The organism is Photobacterium alginatilyticum (assembly GCF_009910675.1).
Taxonomy (GTDB): domain Bacteria; phylum Pseudomonadota; class Gammaproteobacteria; order Enterobacterales; family Vibrionaceae; genus Photobacterium; species Photobacterium alginatilyticum.
Window position 1 is genome coordinate 90,689 of the sequence record NZ_RSEJ01000009.1, and the last position, 25,418, is coordinate 116,106.

Here is a 25,418-nt window from a genome sequence, read left to right on the forward strand (position 1 = left end):
CGGCAGTCCTTGTTATGGTTTTTCTGTTGGTTAAAGGTGAAATCTATCTGTTTCACGACCCTGACTGCTGCTTGCAACGACTATCCGCCGGATATTGAGCCAGCAAGCTGCCATCAAAATCAATCAGGCGAAATTCAATCATGACCTTGTCAGCCACATAATCAGCCGCATGCTTGGCTGCATGGCAGCAAAGAGCCTGTAAATATCTGCTAGCTGAAAAAGAAAAAGTCACAGCAGAAGGATTTGATCGGTTATTTGAAGCCTGAACAAGATCAAGCACGTGTCGCCCGGTATTGGCATTCGCCAAGTCTCCGCACAGCACCTCATCTGCACCATGCTGAGCGGCAATATCGGCCAGTTGGGAGAAATTAATCGCATGGCCGGACACATGGGTCATCATATGGCCAGACACCATTTTCCCCAGCTTGCCGATCATCGCGACGACAGTCACTTTCCCGATCTGGTATCGCTTAGCGGCACGCAACCCAACCCCGACAAAATCGCCCGCTTGTATAAATGCCATTGAATTGAGTTCAGGCAACATCTCCATTGCCGATCGCTCTGATCGACTTCCGGTAGTCAGTACCACATGATCAAGGCGATTTGCACTGGCCACCTGCACCGACTGGCGTACCGACGCCGAGAATGCAGAGGTCGAGTAAGGTTTAACCGTGCCACGGGTCCCAAGTATCGAAATACCACCAACCAACCCTAACCGTTCGCTGATAGTCTGTTTCGCACACTCTTTACCTTCCGGTACACGAATTTCCAGAGCCAATCCCGGCCTAAGGTGCTGCTCAGACGGACATGCCAACCACTCGGCCATTGCCATATCGTATATATTCTGCCGAGGTACGGGGTTGATCGCCGCCTCTCCCACAGGGAGTTCCAGCCCAGGTAAAGTAACTGTCGCCACCCCTTCTCCACCGTCAATATGAATGCCCGGCTCGGCATACCACGACGCCATGCATTGAATCTCTATGCCATGGGTACAGTCGGGATCATCACCGCCGTCTTTTATTACACTCGCCAGCACCCCCTCAGAAGTGTGTGCGAGACGAAACAACTCAAAGCAAGCTTTATCACCATTGGGTAAAGTAATCGTTACCTGACGAATGCATTCATCAGTCAGCAAATAGTGTGTCGCTGCCCGGCTGGCAGCTGCCGCACAAGCCCCCGTCGTAAACCCTGAACGTAGTTCATTACGATGCTTTGAGCGTTTCACTTGAGTAATCACGCACCATCTCCTACCTGAACGGCCTCTTGATTCATGCTGCACCCTCGATATTCGCGGTAGAAACAGGCACTAACCGGCCTTGTTGCAAACAATATTCTTGCGATACAAGCTCAGAACGAAATTGCTTATCGTGACTGACAATGATCATTGGCAACTGGCAGTCATGCAGAATTTCTAACAACCGTTGCTTGTTCTCCTGATCCAAGTCATTGGTGGGTTCGTCCAGGAGCAGAACCTCGGGCTCCATCACCAACACGGCTGCCAAGGCCACCAAGCGTTTCTGGCCACCGGACAACTGATAACTGACACATTCTGCCAAGTTAGCAATACCAAGCTGACTGAGTATCGCAATGGCTTTCTGGCGAGCTTCAGCTGCGCTAAACCCTTGGTTCAAAGGGCCAAAACAAACATCATCAATCACAGTCGGGCAAAACAGCTGATCATCAGGATCCTGAAAAACCAAACCAATACGAGTCCGATACTGTCTGTACTTGACTTCATTGAGTCGATTTTTGCTATAACAACTCTCGCCAAACAGACGAACGTTGCCCTTGTCAGCAGGCAGTAGTCCCATGATCAATTGAAGCAGAGTGCTTTTACCGCAGCCATTACTCCCGGTTATTGCTATTCGATCGCCACCTGACAAACTGAAATCTAGCTGCTCGGCACAAATATTCCCGTTAGGGCGTGAGTAGCTCAGTTGTTCGAGGGCAATTAATTCACTCATGACCACTCCTGAATAGGCAATATGCTAACTAGCCAACTCACAGCGATATCGCCATGAAAAATCAGGGCAACAATGATGAGGTACCCGCCAAGATAACGTTTGTCACGAGCAGACAAGGGGACCGGCGGAGTCTGTGGGAAACGTCCATTGAAACCACGACATTTCATTGCCAGCCAAATCCGATCGGCACGATCCAACGCCCTTACCAGCATCATGCCAAACAGGTAGCCATAACTGCGCCATGTGTGTAGCGAACTATCAGGCTGGAATCCCCTGGCCTTCATGGCTTGGTGTAATCGCTTAAATTCCAACTGCATAACACTGATATAGCGAATACTTAGCTGCATTATCAGCACCAATTTATACGGTATCTTCAGCTCGGCGAGTGTATAGCTCAAACTCATTGCATTTAGCCCCGCACACTGGGCCATTAAGGTAATAACAAGGATATTTGCCTTAAGCAAAATCATTGCTGCCAGAGTCATGCCTTCTCGGGTCACCGCCATCTCACCGACATGAAATGCGACCTCTCCCGGCTCGGTAAACGGCAGTAAAATAACGGTAAACACGATAAAACCATCAACGGCAGCAAGACGTTTAAATCCAGAACAAAGCCCGACAAGGCTGTGTTGCCATAGGTGAAATGCCAACAGCCCATATCCAAACAGAGGCGCCCATTGCTTGTTCATCACCACCGCAGCTGCAATAACTATCGCCAGCAACAGCCGCACTCTTGGGGCAGCATTAACTGATGACATCTGTGCCGATGATGTTGCAAGCAAGGCGTCTATCATTGGCGACGAGACCGATAGAGAACAAACAACCCGAACAGACCGAAGATATATCCGATCCCACCCAAGATATCGTGAAGGCGTACTTTCGCCTCATATTGGTCAAGTTGCTCACGCAAAGGACGAATGGCTTTCGCTACTGCCTGCTCTACCTGAGCTTTCGAAAGAGTACTATCAACAGGTTTTTGTGGCAGTGAAGCTTCCGGTCCAGAAGGATCAACAACGGTACCCGTATCGCTTTCTTCGACGGAAAATTCACTCGCCGAAATGTTATAAGTAGCGACATGGCCCTGACCGGCATCAGCGCGGATTTGATAATCCCCAACCGCTAATGCTTCAAAGCGAAACAGCCCTTCCTCATCACTATGAGTGGTTGCTACAACTTTCTGGTCAACAAGCAACTCGACGGTTGAATCAGCAGCCATTTGGCCATTTGTAAAATAGGCTTCGCCTTCAATGGCCTGCCCTTCAACCCAGGAAAAAGCCTTCATCCTGTGGGCGTAGGCGCTGGTTGAACTAACGGCTATCAAACTGGCACTCAACATAACCAAACCGGCAACATCTGCTACTAAGCGGCAAGTCGGAATTAAATATTTCATGATAAATTCTGTGGCCTCACTGATAGGAAAACATTGCAAGGGACGGTCGAACCTTACAAAGCAGCTTTAGCGCAAATGCTGATACGACACCCTCGATAACAGCAACAGGCAAGTGCCCTATCACTACTAGCTTGGCACTGGTGATAAACCCTTCACCTGACAGGGCCAGCGATAAAGCGACAAACAAGGCCGTTAGCAACACCGCACCAAAACCGGCGGCAAACCCAAGAGCTACTGCAGGGAGCCGCCCCAGCCAAGGCCTGACGACTAAACCGATAACAATGGCCGGCAAAGCAATGTTGAGGCAATTGACCCCAAGGACAATAAGCCCGCCAAAACCAAAAAAGACGGCCTGGAGCACTAAGCCGATCAGCACGACAGGAAATGCAGCCCCCCCTAACAACAGGCCTATCAGACCATTAAAGATCAGATGGACGCTCGTCGGGCCTAGTGGGATATGAATCAAGGAGGCAACGAAGAAGCACGCGGCAAGTACTGCTGCCTGAGGTAACTTGTCGTCGGACAGGCCGCGCAAACCAAACCCGGTTCCCAGCACAGTAATAGTAATACCGCTAGCCAGCACCGGAGTTGAAAGAACGCCATCTACAATATGCATTCTTGGCTCCTAATTCTTGGTCGCCAGAATGAATATTTGTAATCCTTGACGTTGCGCGAGACAAAGCCGCGATAACAATACGAACCTAATGGAGCAAGGGAGATAGAGGTCTAAAGTAAAGTTCCGTTTCATATCAAATGCACACTTAAGCGTTAAGTTAACTTTGCACTAGATATCAGGCAGGAGAAAACGATTGATAACACAGACGTGAGATCAACCCTTCATCACTGAGTATTCCCGCCCAGTATCTAGAAGCATGTTTTGATAGCAGGTTTCCTGGCTTGCGTATAACAACGTATTACCTTCCTTCCCGAATAATCAGTGGTTCAAGGTAACACTCAACGCTTACAGTTGCGGGTACAGCTCAGGCCTTTAACCTGATTCCCTCTTAGCCGATTAAGGCACTATCATTAAAGCTGTGACAGTTAAGCACTTTTTATAAAAATGGCACATGATACAAATCAAAGTCGGCAAACTTAGATAAGTACTATTGTGATTACTAACATTAATAGAGACGGACTAACGAGGTTGAATTGCATTGGTTGTAGACTCGACAACATCATCAAAGAATGCAGTGACATCTTCTCGATTGAGCCAATTCGGTTTGAGCCTAAAATCACTCCAGTCCGACAGTTGCTGCCAGGTATCATTCCAGGGCGGGCTATGAATCACAAGCACCCCTATCAGCAGAAACTGAATAGCACTAATCACCGGATTACGGTTCGAACATAACTTGAATGCCGAGCCAAATGACATTTTTATTTTTCGGTTAGCAAGATCGACGCTGTATGCTTCATCAAGCAGTAAATGTACAAGGCTTCCACCGAATAAAAAGAGCCCTGATAACCAACTCGTTATTTCACTGTAGCCGAGCAAATAAACAAGGGAAGCGCAGCCTAAACCGGAAACACTAATGAATGCCAATGAATGGCAGCAACCTCTGTGTACGGTCACTTTTTCTAGCAAGGCTTTTAGGTTATGCCGGATGGTCAGATAGCAAAAAAGCGCATATACAATCAACTCCAGCATTGAGACCAATCGGTAAATATGGCCAACAAAACTGAATGTGATCATTCCGCCGAAAAATCGAAACAAAGTACTCATCGAGGTGGAGTTGTCTGAATCAATATCCGGCAACAATCCACCCATGGTGCCAAGAAACATCAGCCATAAGGCAGTGATCGGTACGATATGCCCAGCCGATAATAATGCGGTAGCCGCCAAACTGCTGGTTAGCGCGGCTGATCCAAGATGCACATTGAAATTAGCCACAAATATTCACGCTAAACAAGGTTGTTGAATACTTATCAGTCTAGTATTACTGACCAACAACTCTTGCCTCTTTAACTGGATAAATAACCAGTATTATGTCTTATTTCTTTTCGACATCAACGAAAATCCTAAACTTCAGGCATTTAAGTGGCCAAGTGACGTTTTTTTGAGCGCAATTAACACTATGCTGACTTTCGCCTAGATCCAGCGACGCACTTTTCCTTTATACAGTACAAACTCATTGTGAAACTGTGCTTCGAGAAACCGCTCTTCCGGTTCAATCTGGAAACGGTTCATATAAAGAATAAAGCCCACACAAAGAACCAGCGAATAAGCGCTTTGCAAAAAGACGCCATAACCAACGAGCATTAACAGAAAACCCAGATACATTGGATTACGAGTCACTCGGTACACGCCACTGTTTACCAATGTAGATGCGTCCTGCGGCTCCATTGGGTTAACCGTAGTCCTGGCTTTACGAAAAGCCAACACCCCAGAGACAGCAACGAGGGCCCCGAGAATAACAATAACCACTGCAGCGATTGTACTGCCATTAGCAAATAGTGCTTGTTTAGGTAACTGCATTGATAGCAGCCACATTCCAATAGCAAATACTCCCATCAGCACCACAGGCGGTATTTTTAATTCAAGTTCCCTCATAGTCCTCTTCCATGATCATGGCAATATAGCTTGCGCTCAGTTTAAAATTTCCATTCCAATCGCGACTGCAGAGACGATCCCAAAAAACCAGGCACTCATTGTCAGTTCCTCATAAGCGATGACAATATACTTGTTTTTCTCGTGAATTACCTCCGAGAGCTGTTCTATCGCTTCGTGGTAGTAATTGAGAATAGATTGCTCCCTGCTTGCGATATCAAGCTCGGCTAGATGTAACGTTATTTCACGCCCCTTGGGGAGTTCGGTATTCCTGTCAATTTTCAGCGCCAGTAATGCATGCCCCCAGGCACAGACAATAGAAAACAATGCCAGCAGCAATGCCAACAGCTTAATCCATTCAATAGGTAACGAGGGCTGAAAGAGACTATCACTCTTAATCACAGTTACCGTGCCAAGCGCAGCGATAATCGTCGTTAAGAATGCCAGCAATCTTGAACACTGACTCTCACAGTAAACAAGTCGAGCCAGTTCTTCTGTATACCTGTCTTTTAGATAGTCTATCGTTTCAATGACATGGCCTCCACCTTAACGAAGAGATAACAGCTACCACTTAAACATAGACTACAACCCCTAACTCACTTCAAGGTATGTACAGGAGAGATTTATTCACAGCGACAGGGTTTGTTCTACAGTTAATTGCATTCAGGGACGAATCTAATGAGTAACAATGGAAATATCTGAAACCGTCGGTTATGTGGCTTCTCTGCTGGTAGGATTGTCACTGTTAATGGGGGATATGAAAAGACTGAGATATATCAACGGGATGGGATGCCTGCTGTTTGTCATCTATGGCTGGCAGCTAGGCGCTTATCCCATAGTGTTCATGAATAGCTTCTGTATCATCGTCAACCTTTACCATATTCATAAACTCTCAACAAAAACGCCCGGCTAATCCGCCAGGCGTTGTCGCTATTGATTTGCAGCCTGTCGCAGAAATTCAAGCCTCTGTTGCTCTTCCGGACTTGGCGAATAGGGCTCCTGGCTGAGCGCCGATAAATCAAACGGGGCCAGAGGGATTGTGTCTTGTTCGCTGATCCCGTAACTAGCCTTTTCACCAGGGAAGCCGGACATTTTTTCAATGACCCAATCCTTTAGCAGATATAAACCGTCCGTTCCTGACAGTACGCTGTGGTGGGCCTTTAGCACTAGCTCTTCAGTGCCTTCTGCCAGCTTGGACTTTCCGTTCAGTGCCGCTATTACATCACCCTGCTGGCTATATAAATTAGCACGCACTCGGTATATTCCGCTCTGCTTGACCTCCAACTGCACAGGGATCAGCATATCAGCCGCTTCAGATGTCGGAGCCCCGACAGAGAGCAAAAGGGCTGACGGCACGAAAAAATTAAAGTCCGTCGTCAATATGTCACTGCCCTGTTCGAAATCAATGGTCGCTTTAATTCGAATTTCCTGCGGCCAGTCCTCGCTCGTCTGAATCACTAACGTTTTATTATCAGTTTGTTCAACCGCTAACACCTGCTTTGAGGTTGGCTCATAGAACTCATAATTGATATTGCTAACCGCCAGCTTGGTATTTAATGACACGACGACAGGTTCCGGGTAGAAAAACCGAAACTTGGTCAGTGAGATTGAAGCCGTATGAGCCCCATCTAACACCGGCACATCAACGACATTATAGTAATTGGGCTCCAGATAGCTTTTGTTTGATGCTGTAATCGGCTTTGAGTAAGGGGGATATTGAATTTCAGCCTCATAGGCATTTGAAATCTGGGCCAACTGTCGGGTCACTGATTCTAGTTCGGGATCGCTATTTTCCTTTTCGGCAGAACGAGGTTCGACACTTTGATTAGCCGGGGTTGTTTTTTTTCCACCAGAATCAATCACTGACGCTGTCGCACTATATTCTGCTGCCGCATCACTTTGCCCTGTTTCAGACATTGCCGAAACAAGCTGATGTTCATCCTTTGATGGTTTTGTCATCCAGTATGCCAGTATTGATGCCCCGACAATCACCGCGATAGCAATATGCTTGTTATAATTCATAAAGGTTTCGCAATCAAAAATATGCTCAATCAGACAGCAGAGGGCAAGTTAGCCCTCTGCTGTCTGAATATTAGTTGAGTAAATCAACTGCCAGCTGTGACATTGTCACTTTGTCAGAACCATCAACATAACGATAATAGTTCCCTGTCAGCCAATACTTTTCATCTGTCGTACTCACTGTCAGCGTCTTACCATTTGTCAGTGTCGCGTGCTGGTTTGCTGCTGTAACCTGCCCGCTATGTGTATTGGTAATCAACCCACCATGGCTGTAGCCGTCTCCCATAAGCAACGGATAATGATCGGGCATGAAATCACTTACACCGCTTGATTGCGTGGCCAGCTTGCCATCATAGGCAACATTGGTCGAACAACTATTAAAGTCGCCGGCCTGGCTCGCGCCACATGTAGAATGGCTGGCAACGACACCGTCATCATGACCGGGCAAAAATCCTGCGGTTAAGTTGAAATAGTCCGAGCCATCGCCGGTAAAACGAACCCTTGGGATCCTGCCATCAGGTATCGGGGCCAATTGACGGGCATTCGCTACTTTTAGATCATTCAGCACCCCGGTATTTGAGCTAGTCGGGATTTCACCCAACCACAACTTAATCGCTGACTTAAGCGCACCGTTAACCCATCCGCTTCCCTCGGCCACATTGATCGCCAAATCACCAAGCTCCGAACCTCCTCCGGCACCGGCAAAATCGAAGGTCGCCAGAATATTCAGCGGCTGTAGGCCAGCATTTTCCAGCCAGTTCGCCTGGTTATCCAGCATATAGCGCGCAACAAGATCACCGGTTGAGTGAGTCACAAAAATACAGCCATTGCGGCATGTCTGATTTTTCGATAGCTCCTGCAACTTCGGCCAGATATAATCTGACGAAATCTTACCCGCAACCCTTTCCTGAGACGGCCAGTCAATGCGATCATCTGCTTTTGCAAGCCAGAAATCGCGCCAATAATCAGCCCCTTCCTGTTCGACGCCCTGACGATCGGGTTTTGTTTGCAATTGATCAGCCTGAAAACCGTGGATCAAAATGATAGGGTGCTCACCAATTGCCGCATTCGCAGAAAATGAGAGCGTAGCCAACGCTGCTAAGATACTCTTAGTTACTGTCTTCATTGTTATCATTTCCGTTGCACATGGAACAATGAAGAGTAGAAGCTCTAATTTAGTTCATCAAATATGATGTCTGACCAGTGTCGAGTAATTGTAAAAAGATCACGTTATCAATAACTAAAGTAAGCATGATTGATGTGGCAAATATTACCCATCAACCGGGCAGGCCGGCGTATTCAATACCAGTTGATAAAATCCCAAGTCCAGCCAACGACCAAATTTAAATCCGGCTTGCTGAATCGTCCCCGAATGAGTGAAACCCAGCTTTTGGTGCAAATAAATACTGCCTTCATTCTCCAGATCAATAGCACCAATAATGACATGATAGTTTTGCTGCCTGGCACGCTCAATAAGCTCTATCATTAATGCTTTGCCAACTCCCCTTCCCCTGAAGTCCGGGTGAAGATACACAGAGTGCTCAACCGTGTATTTAAACGCAGGCTGTTCGCGGAATCGTCCATAGGTGGCAAATCCCATCAACTGGCCATGTTCATCTATCGCCCCGATTACCGGATAATCGGCTTCTTCCTTGGTTGTAAACCATGACACCATGTTATCTATTGTTCGCGGCTTATAGTCATAGAGCGCTGTTGAGTGCAAAATCGCATCATTAAGAATGGTTAAAATCTCATTTGCATGAGAGTCAAAATTGCAGCTAATAAACTTCATATCCTTGATTAATGTTCCTTTGTTATGTATTCCCTTATCGCACTCAAGCTATCACCCATAATTCCATACGGTCAACCCGCTTTTCACTGATAGGCTTTTTTAGGTTATGTGGCTTTCGTTGCCCATTGAAGAAACAAGGCCACCGAAAACGGTGAAACCAGCACGCCGCCAATACCGATTAAGCTGCTGATTGCCAGTGCAAATCTTGATCACATCATCAATACAAATAATTGCAATGTACTAATGCATCATTGATTCTTATATTAATAACAATGACACCAGTGAGGATAATCCATGGAGCGGGTTCAATACTGGGTAAAAGAAATGCTGGAAGCCGGCCAATCAAGTGACGACCTCAACCGAATCGTCCGTAGTATCGGTCAATATCTAGGTGCAGATATAAGTCTGTTATTCCTTGGGGCTCCTCCCCATAAAGGCCAGCAATGGATCCTCCATCACGGCATTGATACCAGCGACTTTGATTTTTATCTACGGCACTCTCGAGATGATATTTATCTACAGCATTATCTCGGCCAGTCACTATCAGGTAGCATGATAGCCTTACAGGAAATGTTGCCCATCAAGCAAATTAGTGACAACTGGTTTCTTGAAGAAATGATTCCTCGGATGGCTGTTGATTATTCAGTCAGCGGAATTTTTCCCATTTCAGACGGAAAAATATTATCGCTTAGTTTTCATCGTTATAATCAACCGTTTTCCTACAAAAGCCAGCAGCTCATGCAGCAACTGCTAGAAATGCTCGCTCCATGGGGACAGTTTTTCATCGCCCGCAACACTCTTGAAAACCTCTATGGCTCAGCACCTATATCCAGAGGAATGTTGAAGCTTCCCAGCACGCTCACCCAGGCTGAACATAATGTCGTCTCACTGCTTGCTCAAGGCTATGATGGCAGTGAAATAACCGCTATTCGCGGCGTATCGAAAGAAACAACGAAGTCGCAGATCAAAAGTATCTTGCACAAAACGGGCTGCCGCCATCAAAATCAGCTGATAAATCAGATTTACTGTGGGTTTGAAAAGTAAAATTATCTAAGCTAACAAGCTGATAGTAAAAGCATAAATGAAGCAACCCTTGTATACTGATTACTGTATATCTTTAATTAATCTCCCAACACGGATCTTGCGATGGAAGCAGAACAGCTAGAAATACTTAGTTTTATCAGCCAGTTCCCTCCTTTTGATAACTTACCAGAAGAAAAACAAAAACAGGTAGCGCTACAAATCGAGGTCTCCTATTACCGAGCCGGTAGTATGATTTTCAACTTAGGCGATGAAATTCACGACCTATTTCTGATCCGTAGCGGTGCTGTCGAAATTTACCGACGAAAGGGCGAGCTCTATAACCGTATTGACGAAGGGGATCTTTTCGGCCAAATGGGCCTGTTGATGAACAACCGTGTCCGTATGCCAGCAAAAGCAATTGAAGACACACTGGTATATTGTATTCCTGAGCACATGTTCAACAGCCTATATGATGAATTCGATACCTTCGCCGACTTCGTCGAAGTCGAAGACAGTGCCCGGCTCCGTAATGTCGTCTCCACTCATACCGATGCCAACGATCTCACCACATCCAAGGTCCGAACCCTCTTGACTCGCGATCCATTTCTCATCGCAAAGGACGAGTCAATTCAGGTCGCCGCGCAAACCATGGCTGAAGAAAGTACTTCTTCCCTATTGGTTACCGACCCTGAAGCTTCTATTGATGATGAAGACAGAGACCACCTTGTCGGCATTATCACCGACAGAGACTTATGTACGCGCGTTCTTGCCATGGGAATTGATGTTTCAACCCCGGTATCAGAGGTGATGACTACTGAGTTAATCAGCCTCGATCATAACGCGTATGTATTCGAAGCAATGCTTACCATGTTGCGCTACAACGTACACCACCTTCCGGTGCTGCGTAACAAACATCCAATCGGGGTTATTGGACTGACTGATATTGTACGTTACGAGTCGCAAAATAGCCTGTTATTGGTCAGTACCATTTTCCAACAACAAAGTGTCGAAGAGTTGCAGGTGTTATCAGAACAAGTTAAAGACTGTTTTGTTCGCATGGTCAATGAAGATGCTAACTCCCATATGGTGGGCAGTGCAATGGCTGTAATTGGCCGCAGCTTTAAGCAACGCCTGCTCGAGCTTGCCGAAGAGATTCAAGGCCCGCCGCCCATCCCTTACTGCTTCCTCGCGCTTGGCTCAATGGCCCGAGACGAGCAACTGATCGTTACCGACCAGGATAATGCGCTTATTCTGGACAATAGCTACGATGAAAAACGGCATGGTGAGTACTTTGCCAATCTCGCTAAGTTTGTCTGCGACGGACTTGCTGCATGTGGTTACAGCTACTGCCAGGGTGACATCATGGCTACCAACCCTGAATGGCGTAAAACACGTAAGGAATGGGAAGAATGCTTTGGTGAATGGATTGATAACCCCAAGCCAAAGGCATTATTAAATAGCTCGATCTTCTTTGACCTCGATGGTGTCTGGGGACGGGTGAAGTGGGCCGAGCAACTCAATAGCTTTATCATTCGAAGAGCCAGAAAGAATAACCGCTTCCTGGCCTGCCTTGCCCGCAACGCCATCAGCCGCACGCCACCACTTGGCTTTTTCAAAGATTTCGTGATGGAGAAAGACGGTCGCCACAACAACTCGATTAACCTAAAGCGCCGCGGTACAGCACCACTTGCCGATCTGATCCGTGTTCACGCTCTCGCCGTCGGTTCGCGTTCACAAAATTCATTCGAACGACTGGATGACATCATTGAAGCAGGAATACTACCGAAAGGACGCGGTCAGGATCTTCGGGATGCCATGGAGTTTATCTATATGGTTCGTATACGCCACCAGGCGCTTGACGTCGAAGCCGAGACCGAACCGGACAATAGTATCGAACCTGAAAACATGTCTGACTTTGAGCGAAGAAACCTCAAGGCTGCATTCCAGATCCTCAGTAATGCTCAGAACTTCATCAAGTTCCGGTATCAAGGCAACAGACGATAATGACTAAAGAAAAAAGGCAAAGACCCCTGCTTGCCAATACCAACACACCTGACTGGCCAACGTTTTTTGCCACGCTGGCTGGACAGGCGAAAGACTCTCGTCTGCAACAGTATTACTCTGCTGGCATGATCAGTGGCGAGACACCACTAAAAGACGTCCCTTTTGTCGCACTGGACTTTGAAACAACCGGGCTTGATCCTAAAACCGATGAAATCATCAGTATAGGGTTGGTCCCCTTTAGCCTTCAGCGTATTCGTTGCAGGGAGTCGGCACACTGGGTCGTGAACCCACACCGTCCTCTTGATGAAGAATCGGTTGTAATCCATGGTATTACCGACTCTGATGTCAGTGGTGCGCCAGATCTGCTGCGCATCCTGGAGAGAGTACTCGATGCCCTTGCCGGGAAAATTGTTGTCGTACACTATCAGAAAATTGAACGAGAGTTTATGAACAGTGCGTTAAAGGCCCGGCTTAGCGAAGGTATTCACTTCCCTGTCATCGACACCCTAGCACTGGAATCGGCATTTCAACACCGCCAACTTGGTGGTTTCTGGAACCGATTACAGGGCAAAAAACCAGGCTCAGTGCGTCTCGGGAAAGCACGACAGCGTTACGGGCTACCAACCTATCAACCCCACCATGCACTCACTGATGCTCTGGCAACAGCGGAGCTTTTGCAAGCACAGATTGCCTATCACTTTGATCCCGATACGCCGGTATCGGAGATTTGGTTGTAAAAAAACGCCGCTATATTAGCGGCGTTTTTATAATCACTATGCTTAGCTATTAGCGATAACGTTCTGTACGGAAGCCCATAATCAAGCTTACACACATCAGTAACAGGATAATGGTAAACGGTAGCCCCGTTGAAATCGCACCCGCCTGAAGCGCTTCAATTGCCTGCGTACCGCCTACATACAGCATCACAGCAGCAATAGCACCCTCGATAGTCGCCCAGAAGATTCGCTGTGGCATTGGAGAATCCAGCTTACCACCCGCGGTGATGTTATCGATAACCAGTGAACCGGAGTCAGAAGAAGTAATAAAGAACACCATCACCAGCACAATTGCGATAATCGACAATACATTGCTGAAAGGCAATGCTTCAAACATCTCATACATAGCCAATGGAACTGACGTCAGACCGTTTTCACCCAGGACACCAACACCGTTAATAACCTGATCAATCGCCTGACCGCCAAAGACTGACATCCAAAGAACAGTAACAAATGTCGGTACAATTAGCACAGCAATCAAAAACTCACGAACAGTACGGCCCTTAGAAACACGCGCAATGAACATACCAACGAATGGTGACCAAGAAATCCACCACGCCCAGTAGAACACAGTCCAACCATGCATCCAGGTTTCATCTTCACGACCATGAGGGTTACTTAGAGCAAAGAAGTTCTCGGCATAGCCTGAGATAGTTGTTGGGATGGTCCCCATTGAGACAGCAAAGCCCACCAAAGCAACAAACACCAATAGCGCAACCGCCACCAGCATATTAATGTTACTGAGTAGTTTTACCCCGCCGTCGATACCACGAGCTACTGAGAACACAGCCAGCAGAGTTACAATAGCAATTACGCCGATCTGCAACGTAATATCACTCTTGAAGCCCAGGACATGCTCAATACCACTTGCCGCCTGCTGTGCACCCAGACCCAATGATGTTGCCAAGCCAAATAATGTCGCCAATACGGCAAAAACATCAACAATATGACCGGCCCATCCCCAGACACGATCGCCTAGCAGTGGGTAGAAGATTGAACGAATAGAAAGAGGCAAGCCTTTGTTGTACGCAAAGAAGGCCAGAGATAATGCAACTACGCCATAGATAGCCCAAGGATGGAATCCCCAGTGATACATGGTTGCCCCCATCGCCAGCTTAGCAGCTTCGGGAGTATTAGGCGTCACACCGAGCGGAGTTTCATACCAACCTGTGTAGTAGGCTACCGGCTCGGCAACACTCCAGAACATCAGGCCAATACCCATGCCAGCGGCAAACAGCATTGATAGCCAAGATACACGTGAGTAATCCGTTTCAGCATCCTGACCACCAATACGAATTTTCCCGTATGGTGAGAAGATCAAAGCCAGGCAGAAGATGACAAAAATATTTCCTGACCAAATGAACAGCGCATCGAAGTTATTTATGATGCTATTTTTCACCCCGTTCAGAGCTGTCTTTGCCGTTGCCGGATCACTGATCAAAACAGCAACCAAAAACAGGGCGATCAGGCCAGCACTCGTACCGAATACCGGATTGTGAACGTCAAAACCCCATTTTTGGATGTTGTCTTGTCCAACTGTGTAATCAGTATTTTCTATACTGTATTTATCATGTTTACTCATCATTTAATCCTACTTGGCACAACTTCTGCCAAGAATACTTAGTCCTATAAATAATATGTAACTGCGTAGATCAAATCATTTATGTGGTTGAAGTGTCAAGTTTAATTGGAAATTACTGTAAAGTGGACAAGAAGCAACCAACAATTCTTGTTTACTTAGATAATTATTAACCATAGCAACAAAATAATATTTCGTGTTCTAATCAATTAGCAATAACTGCTGCTTTTTTGCACCCAAAACAACAATAAAATTGCCCCGGAGAAAGGGCCAGGCAGAAAGCCCTAAAACGAAAGAACGGCCTTAAGACCGTCCTTGTAAAGAAAGTTAGGATGGAAGGATACACAGCCCAAAAGGTTCAAGTAATTGCTCTTGCTGCCAGTCGCAGATCATGACCCCTTTCAACTTCACTTTTCTCAGATCCAAACCTGCCAGATCTACGTGACACAAGTTACACTCCTCGATGACAAATTGGCCCCACTGTTCTTCGGAAAACTCACAACGACTTAAGTCAGAGCCCTTTAAAGAAGCATTCATTAGATTGGCACCATTCCAGCGATTTTCGAACAAATCACATTTCTCCAAACGCTGATTCTCAAAATTCGAATATGACAGGTTGCACCCGGTAATGTATGCAGAGGAAAAGTAAGTATTATGAGTGATGTAATTGCAAAAATTAGCTCGCGAAAAATTACAGCCCTTCATGTTACAGGATCTAAATTCAATACCCAGACAGTGCGCACCAGTAAACAACGCCATGCTCAAATCACAGTCATTAAAGCTGGCATCTTTTAGTTGCGCATACTCGAACCGACAGCCTTCAATATCACCAGGCTCAATGAATCGACAATTGGTGAATTTAGCATCAGTTAAATCAGCTCGAACAAAACTACACCGATAGAAATAGCATTGATTGAACACCGAGCCGGCAAGGTCCGTATTCGAAAAGTCTTCCTCAGTAAATGTTGAACCGGAAACGTTCATCTTTCTCTCTCATCGCTAAAATTTGGTATAGCTTACTAAGATAAACAGATGAAAATCTAGAAAAAACACCTTTCAAAACCTATATTTTTAAAGCCTTTATTATCACCCCCTAGAGAGCACTGTAAGACACACAGAGCTACGTTCCCTAATCCATCGAACGGCGCCGTTAAAAACAGAAAGGTGCCAATCAGAATTGACTGACAAGGCTTTAATAGCACAAACACTTTCTAATGACTTATAACGACAAAAACAGACATAAGAAACTCACGCTTACTTAACAAGCGCCGCCAAGACAAAATCAACTAATGTTCGCGTTTTTAAGGGTAATTGCTTGCTCTTATATAACAAATGAACGGGCATGGCTTTCGGCCGCTCGTCCTTAAGTACTTCGATCAAAGCTCCGTCACCGAGAGCTTCCGAGAGAATAAGACGCGGTTGAAGAACCACTCCCGCTCCTTTTTCTGCTGCGACCTTCAAGGCCTGCCCGCTATTGGATAGTAGCCGTGTATGCTGCCTGTCAAAAGCATGAGTTTCGATCCCCACGGCAAGCTGGGGCTGAATATCGCTATAACTAAAGCCCAGACAATGATGATTCACCAAATCGGCCTGCGAAACAGGCTCTCCCTTGTCCGATATATAATCGGGTGACGCGGCAAACAACATTTCATAATCCGGCAATCGCCTAGCTATCAACGTTGAGTCGGCAAGCTCCCCCACTCTGAATACGATGTCGAACCTTTCGTGCATCGGATCGATCCTTGCGTTATCAACCACCAACTCAATGTTGATATCGGGGAACTGATGCAGGAAGTCTGCTAGCAAAGGAGCCAATACCAGATTGCCGTAAGTAACTGGCGAATTAATCCTTACCGTTCCTTTGGGCTTATTTTCGATTGTCTGAAGATTGTTTTCAGCATCTGCAATATCACTCAGAATCCTTTCGCACTCGATAAGGTAGATTTGTCCGGCCTCAGTTAAAGACTGCTTTCGAGTTGTACGGTTTAACAGCTTGACCCCAAGCAAGGCTTCTAATGACTTAACATGTTTGCCAATCATTGTTGAGGATAGCGAAAAATGCGTTGCGGCTTTGGCAAAGCTACCGTTTTGCGCCACATAGACAAATACCTGCATGTTCTTCAATTTGTCCACATTAACAACCTATAGTTTATAAACTTCAAACCAGATCATTGTTTATCAACCACAGGGAGTCAATTAAATTAGTTATGCCGTTCAATTACCCAACATGACTTTCTTATGCTGTCTGAAATGTTCAAACAAGGTCTGTTCATTACCGCAGAGCTTCATATTAAACCTGACGTTGACTTAGATAAGGCCATCTGCGCGATTCACCAGTTTTGCGATGAGATGAACAATGAGCCGGGATGCACTTTTGCTTTGGCTCTCCAAGATCAAATAGAACCCAGAAAAATCATATTTTGGGAACGTTATGAAGACCGCGCCGCTTTTGAGCAACATTTTCAAGCCGACCATACCCAACGGTTTATTGATGCAGGGCTAACTGATTTGGTTCAGGCATTCGAATCTAAACTACTCATCAAGGAGCAATAAGCATGTCTCATACATTACAATGGGGGATCCTGGGAACAAGCTTTATCTCGGGCGTCATGGCTGATGCCATTCATAAAGAGGGTAATACCCGTATTCATGCTGTCGCTGGACGAACCCTCTCAACACTAGACCAATTCGCACAAGACCATGATATCGCAACGGTAACATCAGACTTCGATGCTGTTATCAATGATAGCAATGTCGATATTGTCTATATTGCCCTGCCTAACCACCTGCACCATGAATACATCATCAAAGCAGCCAATGCAGGTAAGGCAATCTTATGCGAAAAGTCACTGTCTGTTGATATGACAAATACGGCCGAGGCACTGGCTGCTGTCGAGCAGAACAACGTGTTCTTTATGGAAGGCTTGATGTACCTGCATCACCCATTCACCGGCAAGATCCTGGAAGTGCTCGACAGTGGCATCATTGGTGAAGTACGTTCAATTCAAGGCCATTACTGCGCTTCCATTGCTCAGTTTGTCAATCCGGGCAGTAAAGGTGCACTGTACAACCTTGGCTGTTACCCAGCCTCACTGCTTCACCTCGTGATGCAGCACAGCTTTGGTAACCAAGTTTTCGACAATTATACCCTTACAGCCCATGGTCGCCGGGGGAGTGACGACAATATCTGTGAATCTGCAGCAACACTTCACTTCAACAATGGTGTTGTCTGCCAGCTTCATACGGCAGAAGATTACGGCCTGCAAGCCGGCTTTACCATCCTCGGTACCAAGGGGTGTATACAGCTAAAATCAAACCCGTGGCTGCCAGAGGCTACTGGCAATCAGCTCATCATCCAAAAGTACGAACAACAGGAAGAGATTGTTGAAATTGATGCCGACGGCGATGCTTTCCTTTACCAAGTACGAAAGACCCGAGAATACCTCGAAGCAGGTCTGAAACAAGCCCAGCGCCCGGCAGCACTACCCACTGACTCCTACCAAATTATGGAGTTACTGACTCGCTGGGAACAAGCCACCGTCTGTAAGTAGTAGTACCAGATAGCAATCATGCCCGATGCACTTTCGCATCGGGCATGAACATTTAACCATGTTGATTTAGTAATCTATGCTTGGCTTGGCGTCGATATCTCCAACACGATACATTCCTGCTCACACAAAAAAGGACCATGAATTTCACCGGGCAGTCGATTGGCATAATGGCCCTGCTCTAACCAGGTGCCGTTTGTCTGATCATAAAGTCGACCGGATACAATAAACACCTCTTCGGGGTAATCATGACGATTTCGACCAAACGGTGTGGTATCTGCCCCCGCCTTGAAGCGGGTCAAACGAGTATAGTCACCCGTTGAATCATCCATGCTTAATGTCACTTGCTCTATCATGCCATCGGTTCCATCAAGCACTTGCCAACGGTTGCGACTCGATTCCGCCAGAACATTCCAATATTTTACTGCCCGCTTTGTCATAGGCTAGCCTCCCTGCTTTTTTTACTCACTGCTATATAACAAATGTAGAGCAAAAATCTTCAACTACCCTAACTAAAACCAAGATGGTGAACAGCGTCTCACTTAAAAGTGATTATACTAGGCCTAGTCCGCTACCAAGTCATGCCATTCGTCATGCTTGGTGATGTAGTTACTGATATAGCCGCAAACAGGCAAAACCTTATAACCTTCGTCCCGAATTCTAGTAAGCACCGTCTCCATCAATATTTCACCAATCCCCTGCCCTCTGAGTGAAGAAGGAACTTCAGAGTAGTTGAGGTGAAGCACGTTACCTTCAAGGCTGTAGGTGATCAATGCGTAGGTATCTTTGTCGAGCTCCATCCGGTATTCATGCTTTACCGTATCGTGCTCGAGTGGGTAATCCTTCTTGGTTGTCATTTCTGCTCTGCCTTTTGATATTTGACCCACCTCTGCCTCAATGACAGCTCTTTGGCTCTGGTCTACTTTGTCTGAAAATTTTTCTAATAGCCCTTGCAACTTAGGAGTGATGAAATTTCTGCAAAATGGCTTGTCCGGGTTGGAATAATAATAGTCCTGAATCTGCTCGCATGACGGCTTGAACGCCTCGAAATCGAGTACCCGGGTAATGACAGGCTGATCAAACTCAGCCTGTAATAACATGAGGCAAGCTTCAGCTTCTATTCCCTGCTCAGCGTTGTAAACATAGACAGCCGAACGATATCGGTCACGCAATACATGGTTCGATGTACAGCTATGGGTGTGCAAGTGGATTTGAATCAATGTATGCAGATCTATGATCTGCTCATCATAACTAACAACCACCCCTTCAGACGGCTCGTCATAGCCACAAGCACAGAGCCAGCCCTGCCTGACTTGCTCTACCCCTGCGAGTGAACGGAAAATAGCTTCAGTGCACCAATAACAGCTACCACCTAATCCAACTGTTGGCATATTCAGTCCTGTTTTGCCGCAGCTTCGTCATATACTTAATCGTAGAACCTCAACAGTAACTACATCTGAAGACAACTATGACATCATGTTTGCATTCAGGTACGATGAGCACCCGCATAAAAATGAATATATAAACATGGATAAAACACTGTTACTTAAACACATTGTAGATGAGCTTAAAACTGTCCACCAATCAGCGATAGATGCGGCTACGCGTGCATACGAAACGGCAACCGATGAGGAAAATGCCCCTGAGCACAAATATGACACCTTAAGTCTCGAAGCTTCATATCTTGCTCAAGGACAAGCTCAGCGGGTCGCTGAGTGTGAAGAAGATTTGTCTCTGTATGCCAAGCTTGATATCAAGCACTTCACAAGCGAAGATGCCATTGCCCTCGGCTGTCTCATCCACCTGGTCGACGACAATGATAACGATAAATATGTTTTTCTCGGGCCAGCTGCCGGCGGCCTGAAATTCCAGTTTTCAGGCAAAGAAATCATTATCGTGACACCCTCAGCTCCGCTTGGTCAGGCCTTAGCTGGCAGCCATGTTGATGACGACGTTGAAGTGCATATCGGCGGCGAACAGAAGGTCTTTGAAATCGTCGCGATTTATTAGTCACTAGATCCCGCCGAAGCAAAGATATTTAACATCGAGGAATTCATCCATCCCCTGCTTCGCCCCTTCACGGCCAAGCCCTGACTGCTTGACGCCACCGAAGGGGGCAACTTCGGTGGAAATAACCCCTTCATTGATCCCAACCATGCCGTACTCGAGCGCTTCTGCGACCTTCCAGATACGGCCAATATCACGACTATAGAAATAGCTAGCTAGACCATAGATAGTATCATTTGCCATTTCGATAAGTTCTTCGTCGCTGTTAAAACGAATAACCGGTGCGACAGGGCCAAATATCTCTTGTTTGACGATATCCATATCCTGTCTGACCTCAGTCAAGACAGTCGGAGAGACAAACAATCCCGATTGCTGAATATCTCCACAGGCAACCGTTGCTCCCTCTTGCTTGGCCTGGGCAATGATGTGTCCAATACTCTCTTTGGCCTTTTGCTCGATAACGGGTCCAATCACAACGCCATCATCTAGACCATTGCCCATCTTCAGAGCCTTGACGGCTGCAACAAACTTATCGACAAACGTCTCGTAGACGGAATCCTGTACATAGAAGCGATTGGCACAAACGCATGTCTGGCCGGCGTTTCTGAACTTGGAAGCAACGGCACCCTGAACGGCTTTGTCGATATCGGCATCATCAAACACGATAAATGGCGCATTGCCACCCAGTTCCATAGAAGTACGCTTAATGTCGTTGGCACATTGTGCTAACAACAAGCGTCCAACTTGAGTCGATCCGGTAAACGATAATTTTCTAATTTTCGGGTGGGTACAAAATACCTCGCCGACCATGGCGCTTGAAGCATTCACGACCAGCGTTAACAAATCACGGGGAATACCGGCCTGATAGGCCAACTCGGCAACGGCATAAGCTGACAAGGGGGTAAGGTTTGCAGGTTTGGCTATCATGCTGCAGCCTGCCGCCAGGGCAGGAGCCGCTTTACGGGTGATCATCGCGATAGGAAAATTCCAAGGGGTAATAGCCGCGGTTACGCCGATAGGTTGTTTGATCGTTGCAAGACGACGATCACTCATTGGTGCCGGAATCACATCACCGTATACCCTCTTGGCCTCTTCAGCAAACCATTCGACAAAAGACGCACCGTAGGCAACCTCTCCCATTGCTTCGGTCAGCGGCTTACCTTGCTCCAGGGTCATAATGCGGGCCAGATCACGCTGATTATCCATCATCAACTGGAACCAGCGCCTTAGCACGGCTGCCCGCTCTTTTGCTGTTCGCTTTTTCCAGTAGCATTGTGCCTCATGGGATCTTTCTATTGCCGTTTCAATCTCAGCTTTTGACTGGGTTGCAATATGACCAATAACCTCGCCGGTAGCCGGGTTAGTTACGGCAAGCGTATTTTCCGAAGGCTCACATAAAAATGAAAGCAGCGAAGGGTTTTGAATAGATTGCATGCTTACTCCTAAGTCTATCTATATCCGGCGTATAATCGCATTGAAGGTGATTAAAAACCTGGTCATTATTTACTTCCGGGTTCAACTGTTAATCAATGCTATTGAATACAAACTGAAACGGAATACATCCACCAGGCAAAGGCTTCGATTCTCCTGCCTGCTCAAAACCTATCGCATGATAAAAATCTTGAGCATGGGTCGACGATGAAAGCCTCACTAGCCCTTTGGGCGATTTCCCCCTGCATTGAGCTAGGGCCTCAGTAATGAGGGCTTTACCTATACCTCTGCCCTGATAGTCCGGATCAACAAATAAGCTGGTAATATTCCAAAATTCTTTGACCAATACTACGCCTACGATCCTGTTATCGAGACGATAGACTAAGTGAGCAGCATTATGTTTATTTTTCTTCCATAACAATATGTTGTAGACACTATGGGCGACCAGGTCATTGGCATCACGATCGGTTACGTCAATACAGGTTTTTATTACATGCTCAATCAGAACTGATATTTCAGCAATATCATTTTCCTGCGCGTTTTCAATCACAACAACTCCTTTCATTATCAATACCGTGAACTCATACCTGCTGGAGGTTTATGGCTTCTATCCCGAGTTGATAACCCGCATTAAGCTTGGCTTGATCGGTAGTAATTCTGCCAACGGAAAACGACTCTGGCGGTGCGATAACAGTGATGGAACAGTCTTCGGGCGGGTTCTCGATAAAGTCGATGGCTTTGTTATAACTTTCAGCTCGTCTTATCATCGCTTCCGACAGGGCCGGAAACTCAGACATCATTTTCTTTACCAGCCACTTGTTTCGAACAGGGGCTTTCCGATAGCCAATCTGACGTGATAGGACAACCGTTATATCTCTGGCACCAAGTTCATAAGCCTTAATCACGGGAATGGAATCTGCTACTCCACCATCTGTCATCGGCTCGTCATTAATCAAAGGAAAATGGCGATAGGCAACCGGCACCGAGCACGATGCTTTCAACAACTCATTGAGATTATCTGCCGTCGCCTTGATATATGCGGCTTCGCCGGTATTCACTTTAGTAGTAACAACATACAGGGGAATAGGCTGGCTCATCATTGCTTCTGCATCGATCTTGATCTCATCTATGGTTATATCCCATAACCAGTCAAGATCCAGCCAATGTCCCCCTTTTACAAAGCGTGGGAAGTTGATGAATTCGGGTCGACAAGAATAATCTGTGATCACCCTATAGCTTCTGCCCCGCTGATTGGCGAGCCAGGCCGCCAGGTTCGTTGAGCCCGCAGAAACGCCGATACAAAAATCAAAAGGGCGGTAATTGTTATCAATGAAATTATCGAGCACTCCAGCTGCAAAAATCCCCCGCATCGCACCGCCTTCGACAACCAGCGCTGACTGAAAAGTATCCTGCATTCGATTATGTACCATGTTGAGTCCCTTCATTTCCGTACTGCTATGATTCTATAGCATTAATCCTAACCTTGTCTGAACCTGATCCCAAACTAGAATATCTGACTTTAAAATCCCGCTTAATAACAACAAGGAATGTGTTCAACAAAAAGGTGCTATTAAAACTAACTTATTCAGTTTAAAGCGTTAATTACATGTGTCATCATTGATACATTCTTGTTACCTGCGGAATAGAGAATCTATATATGTCTTTTCTCTCCAATCTAAGGATAGGCCAGCGTCTGGGAGTGAGTTTCTTACTCATCTTAACGTTGCTATTTGTCATCTCTGGAGTTGCAATTGAGCGAATGAAAAGCTCTTCAGCTGCTTCGAAACAATTTATCGAACATGATGTTCAACGCGTTACCCTGTCTTCCGAAATGAATATTGAGGCACAAGCTGCCGCACTGCGCTTATTACAGATCCTATCTACCAGTGACTGGGATAAACGAGTGCAGCTATATCGTGAAATGGACACCCACTTAGCGCAACTGGACAATATCATCAATCGGTTTGCCGAAGTAAAAACCACCGGACTGAACGAGAAATTTGACCAGCTGCTGGCCAGTAAGGCGGCTTACCGCAAAGCTTTCCTTGCCTCTGTAGAGCTTGTCGAAATCGAGCCAGAACAAGCCGCAGGCCACTTCTCGGAACAGACGCAACCAGCACTAGCGGCATTCCTTAATGCCATCGAAGCATTAAGCATGCAGCAGCAGATGCTAATGATGGAAGAACAGACCATTGTCGAGCAGGAAGGAGAGCAAGCACAACAATGGGTTATGGTACTTTCTGCTACTGCCCTCATTCTTGGTATTATTTTGGCCTTTGTTGTCAGCCGCAGTATCGTGAAACCAATTCGTGGTGTTGTCGAGGCTGTCCGTCGCCTTGCAAGTGGTGATCTTCGCCATCCGTCACTGCCACAGGGACGGGATGAAATTAGTGATATAACCCATGCCTTGACAGAAACATGCTCGAACCTGGATCAGCTCATTATGGCGATCCACCATTCATCTGATAAAGTCAGTACTGCAGCGGAAACAATTCAGCACCCCGTTATTCAAATCCAAACAGGATCGAATACCCAGGAACTGGCTGTCGAGAGAATCAGCAATACTATCAATACCTTTTCGGATGAGAGTGTCCAGGTCGCAGCTACTGCCGAAGAAGCTAAAAAGCAAGCGCAGCAAGGCCATGACCTTGCTTTGGATGGGCAACAGCGCATTAATCTAGTCACCAAGGAATTTGATAAAATTGCCTCTGCCATCAGTCACTCGGCTACATCTGTCGAGACATTGCAGGAAAGTGCCGCTTCCGTTCGCCAGCTGGTAACCACCGTCAGAGAAATTGCCGAACAGACTAACCTACTGGCCTTGAATGCTGCCATAGAAGCTGCCCGCGCCGGAGAAAGCGGACGAGGTTTTTCTGTCGTTGCCGACGAAGTCCGGAACCTAGCCACGCGAACAGGTACGGCTACCGTCGAGATCAATAATGTCATCGACAAAATCGACAGGGAAACCAATGAAGCGGTAACCAGTATGGTCGAGGGACGTTCCGAAATGGAACGCGGTGTTTCGATGGTCACTGATATGGTTAAGCCTCTGAGTGAACTCAGTGCCGGAGCAAAATTATCTCTGAGTCAGCTTGAAGAGTTAGAGGAAATCGCCGCCAAGCAAGCAAATGACAGTATCAATATCAAATCCGAAATTGAACGCATTGATGACATTGCCAGAGACAACAAGCATCTCGTCAATCACCTTGCTCAAACAACAGACACACTGAGTCGCCAATCTTCGGATCTGATTGAGCAAGTATCAAAATTCACCCACAATCAGTAGCTACAACACCTAACCCGCACTTATACCCAAGCTACCTCAAGGTGCAGGATTCAG

General features: G+C 46.5%; 27 protein-coding genes and 1 riboswitch. Of the genes, 8 read left to right on the plus strand and 19 right to left on the minus strand.

Translation table 11 applies throughout. The annotated features are described in order from the left end of the window. Window positions 1–52 precede the first annotated feature (52 nt). The 8 genes from EIZ48_RS10475 to EIZ48_RS10510 form a co-directional block, all read right to left on the minus strand. On the minus strand, window positions 53–1,237 hold the full coding sequence (locus EIZ48_RS10475; protein ID WP_160650723.1) for a cobalt-precorrin-5B (C(1))-methyltransferase: 1,185 nt from the start codon (window positions 1,235–1,237) through the stop codon (window positions 53–55). Between the two features lie 31 nt (window positions 1,238–1,268). Further along, window positions 1,269–1,964 carry an energy-coupling factor ABC transporter ATP-binding protein gene (locus tag EIZ48_RS10480; RefSeq protein ID WP_160650726.1) on the minus strand — a complete coding sequence of 232 codons (696 nt, stop codon included), beginning with the start codon at window positions 1,962–1,964 and terminating at the stop codon, window positions 1,269–1,271. Then, a complete protein-coding gene (locus EIZ48_RS10485; RefSeq protein ID WP_160650729.1) occupies window positions 1,961–2,758 on the minus strand; it encodes an energy-coupling factor transporter transmembrane component T family protein in 798 nt (265 codons plus the stop codon). Before EIZ48_RS10485 ends, EIZ48_RS10480 begins: the two co-directional genes overlap by 4 nt. Continuing rightward, entirely contained in the window at window positions 2,755–3,354 is a 600-nt protein-coding gene (locus tag EIZ48_RS10490; RefSeq protein WP_205298583.1) for a NikL family nickel/cobalt ECF transporter subunit, read from the minus strand. The genes EIZ48_RS10485 and EIZ48_RS10490 overlap by 4 nt, the downstream gene beginning before the upstream one ends. Before the next feature lie 16 nt (window positions 3,355–3,370). After that, a complete protein-coding gene (cbiM, locus tag EIZ48_RS10495) occupies window positions 3,371–3,970 on the minus strand; it encodes a cobalt transporter CbiM (protein WP_160650732.1) in 600 nt (199 codons plus the stop codon). A gap of 249 nt (window positions 3,971–4,219) precedes the next feature. Continuing rightward, window positions 4,220–4,394: riboswitch (cobalamin riboswitch) on the minus strand. 95 nt (window positions 4,395–4,489) lie between these two features. Further along, window positions 4,490–5,242, minus strand: coding sequence for a metal-dependent hydrolase (locus tag EIZ48_RS10500; protein ID WP_160650736.1), 753 nt, complete (start codon window positions 5,240–5,242; stop codon window positions 4,490–4,492). A gap of 198 nt (window positions 5,243–5,440) precedes the next feature. Continuing rightward, on the minus strand, window positions 5,441–5,902 hold the full coding sequence (locus tag EIZ48_RS10505; protein WP_160650740.1) for a methyltransferase family protein: 462 nt from the start codon (window positions 5,900–5,902) through the stop codon (window positions 5,441–5,443). A 36-nt stretch (window positions 5,903–5,938) separates the two neighbouring features. Next, window positions 5,939–6,349: a hypothetical protein gene (locus EIZ48_RS10510; protein ID WP_160650743.1), complete on the minus strand. Its 411-nt coding sequence runs from the start codon at window positions 6,347–6,349 to the stop codon at window positions 5,939–5,941. A 238-nt stretch (window positions 6,350–6,587) separates the two neighbouring features. On the opposite strand from EIZ48_RS10510, the gene EIZ48_RS10515 reads away from it, so the two are divergent. After that, window positions 6,588–6,812, plus strand: coding sequence for a YgjV family protein (locus EIZ48_RS10515; RefSeq protein WP_160650745.1), 225 nt, complete (start codon window positions 6,588–6,590; stop codon window positions 6,810–6,812). Window positions 6,813–6,829: 17 nt separating this feature from the next. Here EIZ48_RS10515 and EIZ48_RS10520 read toward each other — a convergent pair whose 3' ends face one another. The 3 genes from EIZ48_RS10520 to EIZ48_RS10530 form a co-directional block, all read right to left on the minus strand. Beyond that, window positions 6,830–7,921 (minus strand): hypothetical protein, encoded by a 1,092-nt coding sequence (locus EIZ48_RS10520; protein WP_160650748.1) that lies wholly within the window; start codon window positions 7,919–7,921, stop codon window positions 6,830–6,832. A 70-nt stretch (window positions 7,922–7,991) separates the two neighbouring features. Continuing rightward, on the minus strand, window positions 7,992–9,044 hold the full coding sequence (locus EIZ48_RS10525; RefSeq protein ID WP_160650751.1) for a hypothetical protein: 1,053 nt from the start codon (window positions 9,042–9,044) through the stop codon (window positions 7,992–7,994). A 144-nt stretch (window positions 9,045–9,188) separates the two neighbouring features. Beyond that, window positions 9,189–9,710 (minus strand): GNAT family N-acetyltransferase, encoded by a 522-nt coding sequence (locus EIZ48_RS10530; RefSeq protein ID WP_160650754.1) that lies wholly within the window; start codon window positions 9,708–9,710, stop codon window positions 9,189–9,191. 294 nt (window positions 9,711–10,004) lie between these two features. Between EIZ48_RS10530 and EIZ48_RS10535 the strand changes: the two genes are divergently transcribed. The 3 genes from EIZ48_RS10535 (at window position 10,005) to EIZ48_RS10545 (ending at window position 13,474) form a co-directional block, all read left to right on the plus strand. Next, window positions 10,005–10,754, plus strand: coding sequence for a LuxR C-terminal-related transcriptional regulator (locus EIZ48_RS10535; RefSeq protein WP_240152928.1), 750 nt, complete (start codon window positions 10,005–10,007; stop codon window positions 10,752–10,754). Window positions 10,755–10,856: 102 nt separating this feature from the next. Then, window positions 10,857–12,737 carry a DUF294 nucleotidyltransferase-like domain-containing protein gene (locus EIZ48_RS10540; protein WP_160650757.1) on the plus strand — a complete coding sequence of 627 codons (1,881 nt, stop codon included), beginning with the start codon at window positions 10,857–10,859 and terminating at the stop codon, window positions 12,735–12,737. Further along, the gene (locus tag EIZ48_RS10545; RefSeq protein ID WP_160650759.1) at window positions 12,737–13,474 is read left to right on the plus strand and encodes a 3'-5' exonuclease; all 738 of its coding nucleotides are present in this window, start codon (window positions 12,737–12,739) and stop codon (window positions 13,472–13,474) included. Before EIZ48_RS10540 ends, EIZ48_RS10545 begins: the two co-directional genes overlap by 1 nt. Before the next feature lie 49 nt (window positions 13,475–13,523). On the opposite strand, the gene EIZ48_RS10550 is transcribed toward EIZ48_RS10545, so the two are convergent. The 3 genes from EIZ48_RS10550 to EIZ48_RS10560 all read right to left on the minus strand — a co-directional run bounded on the left by EIZ48_RS10550 (window position 13,524) and on the right by EIZ48_RS10560 (window position 17,225). Further along, a complete protein-coding gene (locus tag EIZ48_RS10550; RefSeq protein WP_160650762.1) occupies window positions 13,524–15,098 on the minus strand; it encodes a BCCT family transporter in 1,575 nt (524 codons plus the stop codon). A 321-nt stretch (window positions 15,099–15,419) separates the two neighbouring features. Further along, complete coding sequence (locus EIZ48_RS10555) at window positions 15,420–16,076, minus strand: Qnr family pentapeptide repeat protein (RefSeq protein ID WP_160650764.1); 657 nt, start codon at window positions 16,074–16,076, stop codon at window positions 15,420–15,422. A gap of 270 nt (window positions 16,077–16,346) precedes the next feature. After that, window positions 16,347–17,225 (minus strand): LysR substrate-binding domain-containing protein, encoded by an 879-nt coding sequence (locus EIZ48_RS10560; protein WP_160650766.1) that lies wholly within the window; start codon window positions 17,223–17,225, stop codon window positions 16,347–16,349. 105 nt (window positions 17,226–17,330) lie between these two features. Between EIZ48_RS10560 and EIZ48_RS10565 the strand changes: the two genes are divergently transcribed. Further along, complete coding sequence (locus tag EIZ48_RS10565) at window positions 17,331–17,645, plus strand: putative quinol monooxygenase (RefSeq protein ID WP_240152930.1); 315 nt, start codon at window positions 17,331–17,333, stop codon at window positions 17,643–17,645. 2 nt (window positions 17,646–17,647) lie between these two features. Further along, window positions 17,648–18,643, plus strand: a complete 996-nt coding sequence (locus EIZ48_RS10570) for a Gfo/Idh/MocA family protein (protein ID WP_160650768.1) — start codon at window positions 17,648–17,650, stop codon at window positions 18,641–18,643. 74 nt (window positions 18,644–18,717) lie between these two features. Here the strand turns inward: EIZ48_RS10570 and EIZ48_RS10575 are convergent, their stop codons facing one another. Both EIZ48_RS10575 and EIZ48_RS10580 read right to left on the minus strand, forming a co-directional pair. After that, window positions 18,718–19,080, minus strand: coding sequence for a cupin domain-containing protein (locus EIZ48_RS10575; RefSeq protein ID WP_075762231.1), 363 nt, complete (start codon window positions 19,078–19,080; stop codon window positions 18,718–18,720). A gap of 123 nt (window positions 19,081–19,203) precedes the next feature. Continuing rightward, window positions 19,204–20,031 carry an N-acetyltransferase gene (locus EIZ48_RS10580; protein WP_160650771.1) on the minus strand — a complete coding sequence of 276 codons (828 nt, stop codon included), beginning with the start codon at window positions 20,029–20,031 and terminating at the stop codon, window positions 19,204–19,206. 136 nt (window positions 20,032–20,167) lie between these two features. Between EIZ48_RS10580 and EIZ48_RS10585 the strand changes: the two genes are divergently transcribed. Then, window positions 20,168–20,650: a GreA/GreB family elongation factor gene (locus tag EIZ48_RS10585; RefSeq protein ID WP_160650774.1), complete on the plus strand. Its 483-nt coding sequence runs from the start codon at window positions 20,168–20,170 to the stop codon at window positions 20,648–20,650. Between the two features lie 3 nt (window positions 20,651–20,653). Here the strand turns inward: EIZ48_RS10585 and EIZ48_RS10590 are convergent, their stop codons facing one another. The 3 genes from EIZ48_RS10590 to EIZ48_RS10600 form a co-directional block, all read right to left on the minus strand. Next, on the minus strand, window positions 20,654–22,081 hold the full coding sequence (locus EIZ48_RS10590) for an NAD-dependent succinate-semialdehyde dehydrogenase (protein ID WP_160650777.1): 1,428 nt from the start codon (window positions 22,079–22,081) through the stop codon (window positions 20,654–20,656). 88 nt (window positions 22,082–22,169) lie between these two features. Then, window positions 22,170–22,643: a GNAT family N-acetyltransferase gene (locus EIZ48_RS10595; RefSeq protein ID WP_192928532.1), complete on the minus strand. Its 474-nt coding sequence runs from the start codon at window positions 22,641–22,643 to the stop codon at window positions 22,170–22,172. 16 nt (window positions 22,644–22,659) lie between these two features. Continuing rightward, a complete protein-coding gene (locus tag EIZ48_RS10600) occupies window positions 22,660–23,508 on the minus strand; it encodes a patatin-like phospholipase family protein (protein ID WP_240152931.1) in 849 nt (282 codons plus the stop codon). 227 nt (window positions 23,509–23,735) lie between these two features. On the opposite strand from EIZ48_RS10600, the gene EIZ48_RS10605 reads away from it, so the two are divergent. Then, window positions 23,736–25,364: a methyl-accepting chemotaxis protein gene (locus tag EIZ48_RS10605; protein WP_160650780.1), complete on the plus strand. Its 1,629-nt coding sequence runs from the start codon at window positions 23,736–23,738 to the stop codon at window positions 25,362–25,364. Window positions 25,365–25,418 lie beyond the last annotated feature (54 nt).

What these genes read in the sequence shown, in the direction of transcription:
- EIZ48_RS10490 (WP_205298583.1), bottom strand. Translation starts at nt 3,354, where the DNA reads ATGAAATATTTAATTCCGACTTGCCGCTTAGTAGCAGATGTTGCCGGT.
- EIZ48_RS10590 (WP_160650777.1), bottom strand. Translation starts at nt 22,081, where the DNA reads ATGCAATCTATTCAAAACCCTTCGCTGCTTTCATTTTTATGTGAGCCT.
- EIZ48_RS10600 (WP_240152931.1), bottom strand. Translation starts at nt 23,508, where the DNA reads ATGGTACATAATCGAATGCAGGATACTTTTCAGTCAGCGCTGGTTGTC.
- EIZ48_RS10555 (WP_160650764.1), bottom strand. Translation starts at nt 16,076, where the DNA reads ATGAACGTTTCCGGTTCAACATTTACTGAGGAAGACTTTTCGAATACG.
- EIZ48_RS10575 (WP_075762231.1), bottom strand. Translation starts at nt 19,080, where the DNA reads ATGACAAAGCGGGCAGTAAAATATTGGAATGTTCTGGCGGAATCGAGT.
- EIZ48_RS10480 (WP_160650726.1), bottom strand. Translation starts at nt 1,964, where the DNA reads ATGAGTGAATTAATTGCCCTCGAACAACTGAGCTACTCACGCCCTAAC.
- EIZ48_RS10525 (WP_160650751.1), bottom strand. Translation starts at nt 9,044, where the DNA reads ATGAAGACAGTAACTAAGAGTATCTTAGCAGCGTTGGCTACGCTCTCA.
- EIZ48_RS10595 (WP_192928532.1), bottom strand. Translation starts at nt 22,643, where the DNA reads ATGAAAGGAGTTGTTGTGATTGAAAACGCGCAGGAAAATGATATTGCT.
- EIZ48_RS10530 (WP_160650754.1), bottom strand. Translation starts at nt 9,710, where the DNA reads ATGAAGTTTATTAGCTGCAATTTTGACTCTCATGCAAATGAGATTTTA.
- EIZ48_RS10550 (WP_160650762.1), bottom strand. Translation starts at nt 15,098, where the DNA reads ATGATGAGTAAACATGATAAATACAGTATAGAAAATACTGATTACACA.
- EIZ48_RS10540 (WP_160650757.1), top strand. Translation starts at nt 10,857, where the DNA reads ATGGAAGCAGAACAGCTAGAAATACTTAGTTTTATCAGCCAGTTCCCT.
- EIZ48_RS10485 (WP_160650729.1), bottom strand. Translation starts at nt 2,758, where the DNA reads ATGATAGACGCCTTGCTTGCAACATCATCGGCACAGATGTCATCAGTT.
- EIZ48_RS10570 (WP_160650768.1), top strand. Translation starts at nt 17,648, where the DNA reads ATGTCTCATACATTACAATGGGGGATCCTGGGAACAAGCTTTATCTCG.
- EIZ48_RS10520 (WP_160650748.1), bottom strand. Translation starts at nt 7,921, where the DNA reads ATGAATTATAACAAGCATATTGCTATCGCGGTGATTGTCGGGGCATCA.
- EIZ48_RS10505 (WP_160650740.1), bottom strand. Translation starts at nt 5,902, where the DNA reads ATGAGGGAACTTGAATTAAAAATACCGCCTGTGGTGCTGATGGGAGTA.
- EIZ48_RS10535 (WP_240152928.1), top strand. Translation starts at nt 10,005, where the DNA reads ATGGAGCGGGTTCAATACTGGGTAAAAGAAATGCTGGAAGCCGGCCAA.
- EIZ48_RS10585 (WP_160650774.1), top strand. Translation starts at nt 20,168, where the DNA reads ATGGATAAAACACTGTTACTTAAACACATTGTAGATGAGCTTAAAACT.
- EIZ48_RS10605 (WP_160650780.1), top strand. Translation starts at nt 23,736, where the DNA reads ATGTCTTTTCTCTCCAATCTAAGGATAGGCCAGCGTCTGGGAGTGAGT.
- EIZ48_RS10545 (WP_160650759.1), top strand. Translation starts at nt 12,737, where the DNA reads ATGACTAAAGAAAAAAGGCAAAGACCCCTGCTTGCCAATACCAACACA.
- cbiM (WP_160650732.1), bottom strand. Translation starts at nt 3,970, where the DNA reads ATGCATATTGTAGATGGCGTTCTTTCAACTCCGGTGCTGGCTAGCGGT.
- EIZ48_RS10565 (WP_240152930.1), top strand. Translation starts at nt 17,331, where the DNA reads ATGCTGTCTGAAATGTTCAAACAAGGTCTGTTCATTACCGCAGAGCTT.
- EIZ48_RS10580 (WP_160650771.1), bottom strand. Translation starts at nt 20,031, where the DNA reads ATGCCAACAGTTGGATTAGGTGGTAGCTGTTATTGGTGCACTGAAGCT.
- EIZ48_RS10515 (WP_160650745.1), top strand. Translation starts at nt 6,588, where the DNA reads ATGGAAATATCTGAAACCGTCGGTTATGTGGCTTCTCTGCTGGTAGGA.